At 34.0% G+C, this 14,490-nt stretch carries 16 protein-coding genes and 1 pseudogene; 11 read left to right on the forward strand and 6 right to left on the reverse strand.

The features are described from left to right. Positions 1–18 precede the first annotated feature (18 nt). On the forward strand, positions 19–675 hold the full coding sequence (gene phoU, locus AC6HVZ_RS08030) for a phosphate signaling complex protein PhoU (protein WP_497557631.1): 657 nt from the start codon (positions 19–21) through the stop codon (positions 673–675). A 39-nt stretch (positions 676–714) separates the two neighbouring features. Here the strand turns inward: phoU and AC6HVZ_RS08035 are convergent, their stop codons facing one another. Both AC6HVZ_RS08035 and AC6HVZ_RS08040 read right to left on the reverse strand, forming a co-directional pair. Then, on the reverse strand, positions 715–1,242 hold the full coding sequence (locus AC6HVZ_RS08035) for a hypothetical protein (RefSeq protein ID WP_497557632.1): 528 nt from the start codon (positions 1,240–1,242) through the stop codon (positions 715–717). Between the two features lie 38 nt (positions 1,243–1,280). Further along, the gene (locus AC6HVZ_RS08040) at positions 1,281–1,487 is read right to left on the reverse strand and encodes a hypothetical protein (protein ID WP_497557633.1); all 207 of its coding nucleotides are present in this window, start codon (positions 1,485–1,487) and stop codon (positions 1,281–1,283) included. Positions 1,488–1,665: 178 nt separating this feature from the next. On the opposite strand from AC6HVZ_RS08040, the gene rpmG reads away from it, so the two are divergent. The 5 genes from rpmG (at position 1,666) to AC6HVZ_RS08065 (ending at position 5,668) form a co-directional block, all read left to right on the forward strand. Further along, positions 1,666–1,815, forward strand: a complete 150-nt coding sequence (gene rpmG, locus AC6HVZ_RS08045; RefSeq protein ID WP_042145937.1) for a 50S ribosomal protein L33 — start codon at positions 1,666–1,668, stop codon at positions 1,813–1,815. A gap of 113 nt (positions 1,816–1,928) precedes the next feature. After that, entirely contained in the window at positions 1,929–2,495 is a 567-nt protein-coding gene (locus AC6HVZ_RS08050; RefSeq protein ID WP_497557634.1) for a 5-formyltetrahydrofolate cyclo-ligase, read from the forward strand. 13 nt (positions 2,496–2,508) lie between these two features. Continuing rightward, complete coding sequence (locus tag AC6HVZ_RS08055; RefSeq protein WP_497557635.1) at positions 2,509–3,519, forward strand: ThiF family adenylyltransferase; 1,011 nt, start codon at positions 2,509–2,511, stop codon at positions 3,517–3,519. Positions 3,520–3,577: 58 nt separating this feature from the next. Further along, on the forward strand, positions 3,578–3,775 hold the full coding sequence (yqgO, locus tag AC6HVZ_RS08060) for a protein YqgO (protein ID WP_497557636.1): 198 nt from the start codon (positions 3,578–3,580) through the stop codon (positions 3,773–3,775). Positions 3,776–4,117: 342 nt separating this feature from the next. After that, on the forward strand, positions 4,118–5,668 hold the full coding sequence (locus tag AC6HVZ_RS08065; protein ID WP_497557637.1) for a rhomboid family intramembrane serine protease: 1,551 nt from the start codon (positions 4,118–4,120) through the stop codon (positions 5,666–5,668). Between the two features lie 242 nt (positions 5,669–5,910). On the opposite strand, the gene AC6HVZ_RS08070 is transcribed toward AC6HVZ_RS08065, so the two are convergent. Further along, the gene (locus AC6HVZ_RS08070) at positions 5,911–6,765 is read right to left on the reverse strand and encodes a hypothetical protein (RefSeq protein WP_497557638.1); all 855 of its coding nucleotides are present in this window, start codon (positions 6,763–6,765) and stop codon (positions 5,911–5,913) included. 145 nt (positions 6,766–6,910) lie between these two features. On the opposite strand from AC6HVZ_RS08070, the pseudogene AC6HVZ_RS08075 reads away from it, so the two are divergent. The 4 genes and pseudogenes from AC6HVZ_RS08075 to AC6HVZ_RS08090 all read left to right on the forward strand — a co-directional run bounded on the left by AC6HVZ_RS08075 (position 6,911) and on the right by AC6HVZ_RS08090 (position 11,789). After that, a pseudogene (locus AC6HVZ_RS08075) lies at positions 6,911–8,367 on the forward strand (spore germination protein). A 71-nt stretch (positions 8,368–8,438) separates the two neighbouring features. After that, positions 8,439–8,660 carry a YqgQ family protein gene (locus AC6HVZ_RS08080; protein WP_497557639.1) on the forward strand — a complete coding sequence of 74 codons (222 nt, stop codon included), beginning with the start codon at positions 8,439–8,441 and terminating at the stop codon, positions 8,658–8,660. Then, the gene (locus AC6HVZ_RS08085) at positions 8,653–9,627 is read left to right on the forward strand and encodes an ROK family glucokinase (protein WP_497557640.1); all 975 of its coding nucleotides are present in this window, start codon (positions 8,653–8,655) and stop codon (positions 9,625–9,627) included. Before AC6HVZ_RS08080 ends, AC6HVZ_RS08085 begins: the two co-directional genes overlap by 8 nt. Positions 9,628–9,857: 230 nt before the next feature. Further along, entirely contained in the window at positions 9,858–11,789 is a 1,932-nt protein-coding gene (locus AC6HVZ_RS08090) for an LTA synthase family protein (RefSeq protein ID WP_497557641.1), read from the forward strand. 93 nt (positions 11,790–11,882) lie between these two features. On the opposite strand, the gene AC6HVZ_RS08095 is transcribed toward AC6HVZ_RS08090, so the two are convergent. Continuing rightward, complete coding sequence (locus AC6HVZ_RS08095; RefSeq protein ID WP_497557642.1) at positions 11,883–12,053, reverse strand: DUF2759 family protein; 171 nt, start codon at positions 12,051–12,053, stop codon at positions 11,883–11,885. Positions 12,054–12,205: 152 nt separating this feature from the next. On the opposite strand from AC6HVZ_RS08095, the gene AC6HVZ_RS08100 reads away from it, so the two are divergent. Further along, positions 12,206–12,829, forward strand: a complete 624-nt coding sequence (locus AC6HVZ_RS08100) for an MBL fold metallo-hydrolase (protein ID WP_497557643.1) — start codon at positions 12,206–12,208, stop codon at positions 12,827–12,829. A gap of 593 nt (positions 12,830–13,422) precedes the next feature. On the opposite strand, the gene AC6HVZ_RS08105 is transcribed toward AC6HVZ_RS08100, so the two are convergent. Further along, on the reverse strand, positions 13,423–13,665 hold the full coding sequence (locus AC6HVZ_RS08105) for a DUF2626 domain-containing protein (protein WP_095656162.1): 243 nt from the start codon (positions 13,663–13,665) through the stop codon (positions 13,423–13,425). Positions 13,666–13,740: 75 nt separating this feature from the next. Beyond that, a complete protein-coding gene (locus AC6HVZ_RS08110; RefSeq protein ID WP_497557644.1) occupies positions 13,741–14,439 on the reverse strand; it encodes a helix-turn-helix transcriptional regulator in 699 nt (232 codons plus the stop codon). Between the last annotated feature and the right edge of the window lie 51 nt (positions 14,440–14,490).

Consider the following 14,490-nt stretch of genomic DNA (forward strand, 5'->3'; position numbering starts at 1 on the left):
GAAGACTGAGGTGGGAAAATGACGACACGTAACCAATTTCAAAATGAAATGGAAGAAATTAATGAAGATATTATTGCACTTGCAAACTTATCAGGTAAAGCTTTAAGTGAATCAATTGAAGCACTCTACAGCCAGGATATTGAATTAGCAAATCGAATTATCGCAAAAGACAAAGATATAGACAGAATAGAAATGGAGATTAATGATAAAACAATTCTACTTATAGCAAAACAGCAGCCTGTTGCAACAGATTTACGCAGACTTATTATTGCAGTAAGAATTACTACAGATATAGAACGGATGGCTGACAATGCAAAAAACATTGCAAAATCAACGATCCATTTAGGAAAGAACGATAAATCTCTTATTCCAGAGGGACTTAAAACAATGCATGATCTTTGCATGGAGATGTTACAGACAGCCACGAATGCTTTTAAATATGAGGACATCACGATTGCAAGAAAACTATCTCAGATGGATGATAAAGTGGATAAACTATATAAGCTTATTATTAGTGAAATGCTCGGAGAAACGGCAACCAATCCTGATAAAATTCAATACGTTATGCAAATAGCTTTTTCAGCAAGATATCTTGAACGATTTGCAGATCATATAACAAACATTGGAGAAAGTATTTTGTTTTTAGTAAAAGGAGAAAACTATAATTTAAATTAAAAAGCTATATGGCAGCATGATTCATTGCTGCCATATAGCTTATTTTGTTATTGCTTCAGCTAGTTCATAGAAACTCATCTCATTTGATAATTGATATTCGCCAATTTGTATTTTTAAACTGTAGTCCTGATCGTCAAGATACTTATTGAATTCATTGGAATCCTCAATAATTTGCTTATCTTCCAATACGGAGCTAATAGCAGTAGAAGTCATTCCAGATTCGATGGTTAACGTGTATGTGATAACATCATTTTCTTCAGCAGTATCTTCTTTGGAGGCATCTTCATCTGTAGAAGTATCCTTTTCTGAAGTATTATCTTCATTAGCTACTTCATCTTCTTCATCAGCAGCTGTATTTTCCTCTTCTGTGTTATTATCATTGTTAACTGATAATGAAATATACTCCTCTTCAGTTATAACCCGATACCCCTCTTTTTCAACTAAAGGGATCATGTCCTCAACCGTTTTTCCCTCGGCCTCTGGTTTATCAACTAAGTAAAAAGTGACCAGCAAGATTACCCCTGCTGTAAGCAGACCAATTGCGAATGAGCGTACTGGTTTTTTCATATTCTTCTCCTTTTCGTGATAAGTTTCCTGTCAGGTTCTTAGTTCTCTTTTGAATTCAGATCCTGAGGGAGTAATTCTTCTTCCAATATTTTAATTTTTTTCTTCATTTGATAGGTATCCTGCATTGTTGTTATGGATAATTGTTCTAATTGACTTTCCAATTCTTCAAACTTATCATTCATAAAATAGGATAATACAAATAAGACAATCGCAACAGCAATGATGGAAAATATTACAAAAATCAATCTGATTCCCTCCAATTCATGTTCACTCTTAGTTATAACATAGAATGGGACAGGAGAAAAGATAAATTTTTTCCATTAGATTCTTGCTAGTTCTTTAAAAATCTGCTATTATAATTGAGTCTGAAATGAAATGATAGATCTCTATAGTGTAAGTTTTTAAAAGTTTGGAGGGAAAACCATGCGCGTTAACATCACTTTAGCTTGTACTGAAACAGGAGAACGTAATTACATTACTACAAAAAACAAACGTACAAATCCTGAGCGTATTGAGCTTATGAAATATTGTCCACGTCTTAAAAAACACACATTACATCGTGAAACAAAATAATTGAAATTAACGAAACTCTTATCATCCTTGATAAGAGTTTTATTTTTTGTTTTATCAAAATTTGCGTTATACTTTTAATAATAGTGGGATTTTTGGTTAAAGGGGGAAATGGATTGGATAAACAGCAATTACGTAAATCTACAATTAAGATTCTGAAAAACTTTTCGGAAACTGAAAAACAACATATTGAACAACAATTAACGAGAAACCTCTTAACATCTAAATTATGGATAAATGCCGAAATTATTGGAATTACGATTGCCAGGGGCTTTGAATGGGATACAAAAGCAATTATAGAAGCAGCCTGGGAGCAAAATAAAACGATAGCAGTTCCAAAATGTGATCCGAAAGAAAGAAGGCTTACACTTTACCAATTAGAATCCTATGATCAATTGGAAGTTGTTTACCATAATTTATTGGAACCAAAACCCGCTGAATCAAAAGTCGTTGATAAAGCAATCATTGAATTATTGGTTGTTCCAGGGGTATTATTTGATAAGAGCGGATATCGCATTGGTTTTGGTGGTGGTTATTATGACCGATTTTTACAGGATTATCCTAATAAAACAGTTTCACTACTCCATTCTAGTCAACTAGTGGATTACGTGCCAGCACAATCATTTGACATCCCTGTTCAACATCTTATTACGGAAAAGGAAACATGTTGGAATCTAAAATAGGGGGGTGCTTTTGATGGTGCAAAATAGATATTCTCGGCAAATATTATTTACCCCGATTAATAAAGCAGGGCAGAATAAACTAATGAAAAGCTCTGTACTGGTTGTGGGTGCAGGTGCTTTAGGAACAGTGATTTGTAATCATTTAGTTCGCTCCGGTATTGGAAAGCTTCGGATCATAGACCGTGATTATGTAGAATTAAGTAATCTGCAAAGACAAATGCTCTTTGATGAAGATGATGTTAAAAATGTACTGCCAAAAGCTATTGCGGCTAAGAATAAACTGAAAAAAATTAATAGTACTATTACCATTGAAGCTATTATAGGGAATGCTACATATGATAATATAGAAGAGTTGGTTGACGGTGTTGACGTCGTGTTGGATGGGACAGATAATTTTGCTACCCGTTACTTATTAAATGATATCTGTTTTAAAAAAAATATAGCTTATTCCTATGGCGGTGTCGTTAGTTCCAGAGGAATGTCTGCATTTTTTATCCCGGGTGAAACTCCTTGTCTCAGATGTATTGCAAAAGAGGGCAGTGAAAGTGGTCAAACCTGTGATACTATAGGTGTCATAAATCCAGCTGTTGATATTGTTTCCTCCATGCAGGTAACTGAAACACTAAAGTATTTGACAGATAATAAGAACCATTTGAGAAAAACCTTAAGAACCTTTGACATATGGTTTAATAATCAATATGATATGAAGTTTCCAAAACCAAATCCATCATGCCCTACCTGTCAGCAAGAAGTATTTCCGGCATTACGAAAGACTGCAGAGACGAACGAAACAGTATTGTGTGGAAGAAATACTGTTCAAATTCATCAGAAAGCTCGATTGGATCTGTTGAAATGGGAAAAACAACTTTCTTCTGTTGCGGTGGTTAAGCGAACTCCCTTTTTGTTAAAGGTGCAATTTGATGAATTGAATTTTATTCTATTTCCAGATGGTCGAGTACTGATTCAAGGTACAGAAGATAAGGTAAAAGCACGAACCTGGTACGATAGATATATTGGATCCTAATGCATAATATTTACTGGTTGGAAAATAACTAATAACATCAGAAGAAAAAGAGGGTGTTATGATGCGAATATTAGTTGTTATTACTTTTATAATTACTGCAGTTTCAATTGTATATAAATGGCGCTACCGAATTATGAACATGATCCTTGCCATTAGTTTCCTCAGAAAAGCTGCAGTTTCCTTATCAATGAACATGCCAACAATACGAGCAAAGATTTTTCCGAATTTGTTTACAAATCAAACCACAAATTCATAATATAAAGTAAAAAGAAGTTGTTTATCATAGCTTCTTTTTCTTTTACGCACGTTTCGTAAGTCTTGTTGCTTTTTCATCCTCTTACCAGATAGAACTGCAACGTAACCATATAGTGATTTCTTTCCTTTTTATAAAATTAATTCAATTCCAGTTTTTCAGAAACCCAAAAACACTGATATTTCGCTACTGTCTATGAACTGCGTAAGTAAGCAATATACAAAACATCAACTCCTCATGATGGGATAAGTCGTATGTATTCTCAATCTTTTAGAAAGCAGTCTTCTTTTAAGAAGAAAAAGCCCAATAAATTTGGTATGATGATATTCTAGGGGAGGATAATGTATGTATTTAGAAGAACAGTATACGATGTTCAAAATCGCAAATGATTTGGTACAAAACAGCCAGTATGAAGTGCTTCATGTAAATGATCAAGATGAAGAAATCTGGCTAGAAAAATATGAGAACAAAACATCCAATGTAATTTACCTTGTAAATAAGGGGTTTGATTGGAAAAATCACTTAAAAAAAGATATCGTACATGTATTCCAAAAGGTTAAAGCCGTAAAACGATTGCTGCTCGGAAAAAATATCGTATTACATAATGTATATATTGCTACACATTCCCCGGTGGATGATTGGGAAGCATTAAAAATACCTATGCAGCTAAAAGAGAATAAATCAATTAAAATGAAAGTATATTATTTAGCTAAAAATGGTTTTACAGAAGAAAAGACAAGATTTTATGAGGCTGTAGGGTCAACACCTCCTACAACTGAAGAGGATGTTCCTGAAAGTGTTATGGAAGAAAAAGTTCAATTCTATAAAAAATCATTAGCTGAAGCACAGCACAGCAAACAAAAAGAAATGGAAAAGATTTTTTCATTTGGGAAGCCATTTTTTATTTATATGTTATTAATTGTAAATGTATTTATATTCTTCCTGCTGGAAAGAAGTGGTGGTAGTAACTCTATCGAAAACTTAATTGAATTTGGAGCTAAGTATAACCCGGCTATGATTGAAAGAGGGGAATGGTGGCGAGTTATCAGTTCCATGTTTCTGCATATAGGCTTTTTACATTTATTTATGAACATGCTGGCAGTATATTATTTAGGGTCATTAGTAGAACGGATTTATGGATCCTGGCGTTTTCTCATCCTATACTTTTTAGCGGGAATAGGTGGTGGGGTAGCCAGCTTTGCCTTTTCCACTCATGTATCTGCAGGAGCATCCGGAGCATTATTTGGATTGTTCGGTGCATTGTTGTTTTTTGGAATAATTCATAAGCGGGTATTTTTTCAGACTATGGGTAAAAATATCCTCTTGTTAATCGGGATTAATATTGTTTTTGGATTTACTATTCCACAAATTGATATGGGTGCCCATCTTGGTGGATTGATTGCAGGTTTTATTGCTTCAGCGATCATTCATCTACCCTCGAAAAAAGATTTACCGAAGCAATTAATCGCATTAGTGATTTATCTTGTAATGATCGTGGGATTAGTGCTATTTGGCATAGAAAACAATAAGAACAGCCAAGCATATCACCTGATGAAAATTGAAGAACTGAATCAGGAGAATAAGTATGAAGAGGTAGTGAATATTGCAACATCAGCATTGGACAAACGAGGTGACCTGGAAGGGCCATTGTTATTTCAACGCTCCTATGCCTATATCGAACTGGATCAGATTGACTCAGCAATTGAGGATTTAGAAAAAAGTATTCAAACTGACAATGAGATACCTGAAGCCTATTTTAATTTAGCCATGCTTTATTTTAATACCGGTGAAACGGATAAAGCAGAGGAAGCCATTATAAAAGCATATGAGATGAAACCTGAAGATGAAGCCTTTATTAATTTATATGAACAGATTACTGGAGAAGAAGTTCAATAATAATGATAAAACGTGTCCAATCAACTGACTGGGCACGTTTTATCATCTTTAGAATGAGAAGGCCCCTTCCTCAGGGATAAGATGACAGTCGAAGAGATGCGGAGGAGGTGAACGGCTCTTCAACGGAGACAATCTTTTTCCAAACCATTATACATCTATTCCAGTATTTTTAGTTGTAACCATTTGTAAGTTAATTCTAAACAGGAAGATATATTCTAGTGTAATAAACAGTGGTGGATAGTTCAATTTGTGTATTGCTGAATCAATTTATGTTTTTTAGTGTTTAATTCAAACAGTACAAGCAGATGCTGATTTTGTTTATCGAATAAAATAATTGGTATATAACTTTGAAGCTGATTATTCTCTGTATTTACAGCTGGAATAATATAGTTTTTATATAGACCTTCCCACAGTTGCCCCATGATCTTGTTCGTTTCATCTTGAGTCATAGTTGGAAGAGGCTCATTATTATATTTATACAGTGAAGTGAGTGGGACTGATAAATAGGATTCACCAGAAATATCGAAATAGGAATACAATTGATTCCAATGGTAAAGTAATTGTTGCTTTGTTGTTCGGTTTAGAAGATTCTTCCATTCTGATTCAAACTCGTTTTCAGGTGTTTTAAAAGCATCAAGTGGTGTAGCTGGAGAATCAACTACATATAAATGATCTGCAGACATTTGACGAATACTTTTGATTTGTTCATTCGGATAATGAATTTCTCCATGATGAAAAGAAATTACCTGAAAGAAGCTGCTATCTTCACTAAGAAGCTTTTCTTCTATTTGAATATGATCTGTATCCTGTACCCATCTACTGCGAACACCTCTTAACCTTCCGTTATCAAATAATAATGAAGCATCCTGGCGCAAATACATTTCTTTATCACTCTTGGAATCGGTTGTCCATGTAAGCTGATAAGAGTCATTTCCTTTTGGCAGAAAAAGTTCCAGATTGGAATTTGCAGAAATAAAAGAGCTATCTTCATCATTTGGAAAATATGTAATTGCCGGAGTGGTATTGATTCCTAAGATAAAAAATATACCAAAACCCAATATAATTAGGTTCAAAGAAATAAATACGCCCTTATTCATAAATTTTGTCATCCTTTAGTTAGCTTGTCTTTTTTAAAATATATGATGATACGTTTCTATTTATGTTTTCCTTAGAGATTGTCGTATAAAATTATTCAGTCTGCTAAAACTAATAATTATTACTATAGAAAATTCGGGTGACTAAATGGAAAATAATAAACAGACGTTATATTCTTCTTTTAATAAAAATGTAGCCTATGTAAAAGAGAGATTAGGTGTAGAGGAGAGCTTTGATTTAATACATCTCGATCTGGAATATGCAGGAAGAAAGATGGCTTTATTTGTCATTGATGGTTTTGCAAAGGACGATATATTACATCTTTTAATGAAATTCCTGGCAAAAATAGAGCCTGAGGATATAGAGCCGGATCCGTTAACCAAATTATTAAAAACGTATATTCCGTATATTGAGATAGATCAGGTGGATGATCTCAATGAAGCATCAGACCTCGTACTTGGTGGACCTGCGGCATTAATTGTAGAAGGAATCGATAAAATAATTATGATTGATGCACGAACATATCCCGTCAGATCACCTGCAGAACCGGATTTGGAGCGTGTTGTAAGAGGTTCTAGGGATGGGTATGTTGAAACAATTGTGTTTAATACATCATTAACACGAAGAAGGGTACGTGATCGATCGTTAAGAATGGAATATCTGCAAATTGGCCGGAGATCCAAAACAGATATTGCTATTTGTTATCTGGCTGACATTGCAGATAAGGAACGGGTTGACCATTTAAAACATGTATTAAAAAAATTGATACAGATGGTCTTCCAATGGCAGAGAAAACGATAGAGGAGTATATCAGTGGACGTCATTGGAATCCATATCCCACCGTCCGTTATACAGAAAGACCCGATACAGCAGCAGCACATTTGTATGAAGGGCATGTACTGATCATTATTGATGGCTCACCTAGTGTTATGATAACACCAGCGACTTATTGGCATCATCTGCAACATGCTGAAGAATACCGGCAAAAGCCATTAGTTGGTGCGTATTTACGGATGGTTCGTTTTATTGCGGTAATTGCATCTATATTTATTTTGCCATTATATTTTTTGCTATCCATGAATCCTGACCTCTTGCCTGAAGGATTAAAGTATATTGGTCCAAATGAAATGGGAGTAATTCCATTAATAATACAGTTTCTACTTGCGGAAATTGGAATAGATATGCTGAGAATGGCTGCAATCCACACCCCTTCTTCGTTAGCAACTGCACTTGGCTTGGTTGCTGCAATCATGATTGGCCAGGTTTCTGTAGAAGTAGGTTGGTTTTCCAATGAAGTAGTTCTTTATCTGGCATTAGCTGCTATTGGATCATATGCTACACCAAGTTATGAGCTCGGTCTTGCCAACCGGTTAGTGAGGATATTCCTGCTGTTGGTAACAGCTGCTTTTGGAGTCATCGGTTATGTTGTAGGAATAACGCTGTGGATTCTTTATATAACAAAAATGAAAACTTTTAATATTGCATATTTTTGGCCCTTTTTACCCTTTTCCTACCGCGCATTCCGTGATATCTTAATCAGATCACCAATCCCATTAAAAAATAGAAGACCAGCATTTTTGAATCCCCAAGACCCAGATCGTTGAAAACGATCTGGGTCTTACATTTAACTACCTAAATATGAATAAAATTTGCTATAATATAAATTGGTGATTTTATGGAGAATATTTATGATGTTCAACAATTATTGAAAAAATATGGTACCTTTATCTATACCGGTGATAGAATAGGTGATCTGGAACTTATGAAAATGGAGATTAACGAGCTATTCCAGTTACAATTTATCCAAAAAGAAGAATACATACAAGCTAAATTACTCCTTACTAAAGAGATAACACAATTAAGTAATGGAAAAAAAGGGGGAACTTCTGATGAATAAAACGATTATTGGTATTGATGTTGGCGGTACTACATGTAAAATCGGATTATTAAGTAAGGATGGAGAAATCATAAAAAAATGGGAGATTCCTACAGATACGTCAGGTTCCGGAATTTCTATAGTTGAAGATATATGGGAATCTGTAAGTAATCAATTGGAAAGATTAAACATAAAAAAAAGTAATATAATGGGAATTGGCATGGGAGTACCCGGTTTTATTGATGGAGAGACCGGCTATATATTTGAAGCTGTAAATATAGGCTGGAAAAATTATGATCTATCAAAGGAATTAACAGCTAAAGCTGATTTACCAGTATTTGTAGCAAATGATGCAAATATAGCGGTGCTTGGTGAAAACTGGCTCGGTGCGGGTAACAATGCCAGAAACCTTATTGCAATTACATTAGGCACAGGTGTTGGTGGTGGAATTATAGCAAATGGAGATATTTTAGATGGTCAAAACGGTATGGCTGGAGAAATTGGTCATTTAATTGTTGATCCCGATGGCTATACTTGTAATTGTGGCCGGAATGGATGTCTGGAAACCATTGCATCTGCAACTGGTATGGTACGTCAAGCAATGGATAGGATTGAAAAGGAACAAGAAAGTATGCTGGCAGAGCATTTTCATAAATCAGGGTCAATCTCGGCAAAGGATATTTTTGATTTAGCAAAGGCAGGAGATGCAGTTAGTGAAAATATCATAAAACATACTGCTTCTATTCTTGGCTTAGTAATCGCAAACTTGGGTGTTTCCATTAATCCATCCAAAGTATTGATTGGCGGAGGAGTGTCAAAAGCAGGAGATCAATTACTTTCAGCAATCCAACAAGCCTTTGAGGAATATGCCTTACCTAGAATCAGAGAAATTTGCGAAATACGTATAGCCCAGTTGGGAAATGATGCTGGAATTATTGGTGGAGCATTTCTCGTTAGACAAAAATTAGAAAATATTACATTTCAATAATATATAATTAGGATAAAATTATGAGATAGTAAAATTGATTAGCATTCTATGAAACTTTTATCTAGATTAAAACGTCTAATAGTATAATGGCATTTACAGAAAATTTACCAGTGGTTTACAAACCGTAATAACGGGAAATGAAAAAGAGAATATAAATAAATGGCAATGAATACATTATTTATCTAAATACCATTTATTTGCTGTAAATAGGATAGGGATATCAGGAGGTAATGATGATGAGAAATTTAAATCAAGGTAAAATACCGTTATATATTATTGCTACTTTATTATTTGGGTTGAAAACATATATTGTGTATCGATTTATGTTTACGATTGATTTAGAAAATTCAATGCAGGAGTTAATCTTAATTATTAACCCTTTTGTGTCTGCTTTTCTAATCTTTGCACTAAGTGTATGGTTTAAAAAACATTCACGTCAAATGAAATTTTTAAGATACACTGCATTATTTGGTACTCTAATTGTGTTTGCTAATCTTGTATTTTATCGTTCGTTTACAGATTTTATTACAATCCCTCAACTATTTCAAGCAAGTAATGCAGCAGATCTTGGGTCCAGTATACTAACGCTAATCAAGCCATACGATGTTTTATTATTTGCAGATGTTATTATAATTTGGTATTTGAGTAAGAAAAAGCAGGAAATGATGACAGTAGATTACCCACGAAGCGGAAAGGTTTTCGCATTAGCCATGTCTTTTGTGCTTCTTGCAGGTAACTTCTTTCTTGCTGAAATGGAAAGACCACAATTATTTACACGAGCTTTTGATCGTGAATATTTAGTTAAGAATATCGGGTTATTTAATTACCATGCATATGATATTGTCATTAATACGAAAGCAAAAACACAAAAAGTATTTGCAGATGGCAATGAATTACCAGAAATCCAGGATTATATTAAAAATGAAATAAGAAGCAGTGAACAATCAGAATTGTTTGGTGTTGCAAAGGATAAAAATATCATTTTTATTAGTCTAGAGTCAGTTCAAAGTTTTGTTATTAATAATGATGTTAACAAACAGGAGATTACACCATTTCTAAATAGTTTGACAGAAGATGAGGATACGTATTATTTTGAAAACTTCTATCATCAAACAGAACAGGGGAAAACTTCCGATTCAGAGTTTTTAGTACAAAATTCGCTTTATCCATTATCTAGGGGTGCCGTATTTTTTACCCAGAGTCAAAACGAATATAACGCATTGCCTGAAATGCTAAAAGAAAACGATTATTATTCAGCAGTATTTCATGCTAATAATAAAAGCTTCTGGAATCGGGATCAAATGTATGAAAGTCTGTACGTTGATCAATTCTATGGAGAAGAAGCATATGAAATTAATGAAACCAATTCGATAGGTTGGGGTTTAAAAGATAAACCATTCTTTGAACAATCGATTAAATATCTTCAATCACTTGAACAACCATTTTATTCGACATTTATTACGTTAACAAATCATTTTCCATTTGAGCTCGGTGAAGAAGATAAATCAATTGATCCATATGATTCAAATTCAAATACACTGAATAATTTCTTTCCAACAGTAAGGTATTCGGATGAAGCATTAGAACAATTTTTCAATCAGCTAAAGGATGCTGGTTTGTATGAGGATTCCATTATAGTAATTATGGGTGACCACAACGGAATCAGCCAAAATCATAATAGGGCAATGAGTATGTATTTAGACAAAGAAGAATTAACGCCATATGATCAAGTACAGCTGCAACGTGTTCCTTTCTTTATTCATATACCTGGTCATGGAGAAGGGAAAGTGAAATCTGAGGTTGCTGGTCAAATTGACGTAAAGCCTACTTTATTACACATGGCAGGTATTCATACAGACAACGACATTTATTTTGGTAATGATTTATTCCATGATGACAGAAAAGGATATATTGCTCTTAGAAACGGTGATTTCATAAGTGATGAATATATATCTACCAGAGGAATATGCTATAATCGACAAACGGGCGAGCCAATTGAAATTGATGATGAAGACGAACTGTCAAATTCAGAAGCAAATTCAACAAATGCTTGTGATCCAATTACCGAAAAGGTGGAAAAAGAACTTGGATATTCCGATGATTTGATTTATGGAGATTTATTCCGATTTGTAGACTTTGATAAATTAGCTAGAGATAACTAAATTAAAAGCTGCTTCATAATTAGAAGCAGCTTCTTTCTAAAAAAAGCCAACTTTTAGTTAAAAGTTGGCTTTCTTGCTAAATAAATTATATTATTAACCGGAAATCTCGGAAATTAAGGTTGCTACTGCGAAAAAGCCAAATGCTAAGGCGGTAACTGCAGAAAATCCCAGAGCAAAAATATTTTTGAATTTCAATTGACGAATTACTGATACTACAGCAACCAGTGCTACTAGCAAGAATAGTATTGCTAATACGATATGCATGATTTCTCCTCCTTATGTTCTTTCCTAATCTGTACTGATTGATTTAAAAATTACATTTGTATTATTATGTAACTAAGCCTTTATATTATATATTTTATAGTATTAAATTGCTTTTGTCGAGATATATCCTAGTTATTATGGAGGTTTTTTAAGTGAATATTAAAAGTATGTCTTTAGGTCCATTGGGTACGAATTGTTATATTGTGCATCATGATAAAACTGCTTTAATTGTAGATCCAGGGGGTGAAGCAAATAAAGTAGTTGATTACTTGAATAAAGAAAATCTAAACGTACAGGCGATTTTATTAACGCATGCCCATTTTGACCATATAGGGGCTGTCGATAAGCTTCGCACATATTATGATGTAGAGGTTTATTTACATGCAAATGAAGCATCATGGCTCGAGGATCCCAATTTAAATAGCTCTGTCTTTTTTACCGGTAATGAAATTAAGACCAAACCAGCTGAACATATATTACAACCAGGAAAAATGGAAATAGGTTTATTTTCATTCGAAGTAATCCATACACCTGGACATTCGCCTGGAAGTGTAAGTTTTGTGTTTGCAGATAATTTGTTCGTTATTAGTGGCGATGTCTTGTTTCTTCAAGGGATTGGCCGGACAGATTTACCAGGTGGGGATATGAACCAATTAGAGTTTAGTATTAGAAATTCCTTATACAAGTTGGATGATTCGTTTGTAGTTTATCCAGGTCATGGTCAGAAAACTAAAATAGGATATGAAAAGCAGTATAATCCTTTTATAAATGATTAGAAAAGATGGCGTTTGTTAAAGAGATATGGAAAGCGAACTATTTGTTTTTTTAGAAACACTTATACTTAGAAATGCAAGGCTTGGGCAATGCCTTTTACATGCTCCGGAGTTTTCCTTATGCACCTATACAGTAATAATATGGATTTTTTTCATTCAATTCAAAATTATAAAAGTGTGGGGCGGCTGTGTAGCAATGTATAAACTGAAGCGCTCTGGAACTGTGATAACGTTTGTCCTACCAAAAAAAGATGCTGCTAATTGCTGAGCGCTGGGGATTGACGTGGCTGATTACGGAATTAAGTTATACGCAAATCATCATTTTATAATTTCTTGGTAAGCAGTAAAAAACCCTTCTAATAAAAGAAGGGTTTTAGGGGGGATGTGCTCTACTTTTGTTGGTTAGGGATATAAGTTAAGCTACTCTCTATATAATAAATGGAGATTAACAACATGTCAATAGTGTTAAACTTAAAAAATATAAAATGTAGGTAAAAACATAGACGGACATATGCAACAGGGCTCAATATAGTTTTTAAATTAATCATATAAAAAAGAACCCTGCATGATATATGTAAGCAGAGTTCTCTTTTGTTTTAGTGTCCGAAACCAGGTACAAGTATGAATTCAGAATACCATGTAAAGCCTATCATAAAGACGGTACAATACGCTCCAAATAAATACATATACATACGTTCAGATAATTTTAAATAACCAACTGTAAGGAAAAACGCTGTTTGAACAAGGAATAATAGTGCCGTTTTCTGCATATCTCCAACATAAAACATTACTGTAAATATACCTGTCCAAAAGGCGAGCATACGAAACACACGATCCATGCTTTTCCCCCTCCTTTTAGGTAACCTTTTCTTTGTTATTATAAACGAGGAAATACAACTTGTAAATGAATCTTACTAAACAATTGAAAGTTTTGCAACATAGACGCAGTTTTCACAGCCCTGAAACATGTTTTCCTCCTCTACCAGATCCACATTTGTAAATAAAACCTCAAACATTCCTTTTAAAAATGCATTGTGCATATTACAAACCATTGAATGATTGTTTGTAGCAATCTCTTTAAAAGGACAATTATTAATTTTGAATTTAATACTATTCGATTCTGAATCATATTGGAATTTTGGATACATCCCAAGCATTGTTCCAGCATCTTCAAGAATATGGATTTTTCGCTCTATAGTGAGTTCCTGTGAAACAGGGATTGCTTGATAATGTTCCATAACTTTCATTCCATATTTTTTACCGGTTCTATATAATGCTACTTTGCCCGGTTCTCCTAACTCAACAAACGATTCAAGTGCAATAGTGGAGAGAAGTTTGTAATCACGATGTGGAAAGTTAAGTTCAATCACTTCATTGGAAAGACGATACCTTCTGCTTGGCCTACCACCTTTTCCTGTTTTTTTGGAATAGGAGACGACCATATTAATGTCTTCTAATTTAGATAAATGCAGCCTCGCCACATTTGGATGGATCTCAAACTTTTCTGCAATTTCTATTACACTTACTTCCTGATGCTCCTGGATAATATATTGGTAAATATTATATCTGGTTGGATCGCTTAACACATTTGTAACCTTTAGTGTCTGTTCCACCTTCATTCACCTCTATCATATTTATTACCTTAATTATAATAAATATCCATA

This window comes from Oceanobacillus sp. NCCP-135, from assembly GCF_059698015.1.

Coding starts and splice junctions, on each gene's coding strand:
- rpmG (WP_042145937.1), top strand. CDS start 1,666: ATGCGCGTTAACATCACTTTAGCTTGTACTGAAACAGGAGAACGTAAT.
- AC6HVZ_RS08055 (WP_497557635.1), top strand. CDS start 2,509: ATGGTGCAAAATAGATATTCTCGGCAAATATTATTTACCCCGATTAAT.
- AC6HVZ_RS08065 (WP_497557637.1), top strand. CDS start 4,118: ATGTATTTAGAAGAACAGTATACGATGTTCAAAATCGCAAATGATTTG.
- AC6HVZ_RS08080 (WP_497557639.1), top strand. CDS start 8,439: ATGGAGAATATTTATGATGTTCAACAATTATTGAAAAAATATGGTACC.
- AC6HVZ_RS08085 (WP_497557640.1), top strand. CDS start 8,653: ATGAATAAAACGATTATTGGTATTGATGTTGGCGGTACTACATGTAAA.
- AC6HVZ_RS08070 (WP_497557638.1), bottom strand. CDS start 6,765: ATGAATAAGGGCGTATTTATTTCTTTGAACCTAATTATATTGGGTTTT.
- AC6HVZ_RS08035 (WP_497557632.1), bottom strand. CDS start 1,242: ATGAAAAAACCAGTACGCTCATTCGCAATTGGTCTGCTTACAGCAGGG.
- phoU (WP_497557631.1), top strand. CDS start 19: ATGACGACACGTAACCAATTTCAAAATGAAATGGAAGAAATTAATGAA.
- AC6HVZ_RS08090 (WP_497557641.1), top strand. CDS start 9,858: ATGATGATGAGAAATTTAAATCAAGGTAAAATACCGTTATATATTATT.
- AC6HVZ_RS08105 (WP_095656162.1), bottom strand. CDS start 13,665: ATGGATCGTGTGTTTCGTATGCTCGCCTTTTGGACAGGTATATTTACA.
- AC6HVZ_RS08095 (WP_497557642.1), bottom strand. CDS start 12,053: ATGCATATCGTATTAGCAATACTATTCTTGCTAGTAGCACTGGTTGCT.
- yqgO (WP_497557636.1), top strand. CDS start 3,578: ATGATGCGAATATTAGTTGTTATTACTTTTATAATTACTGCAGTTTCA.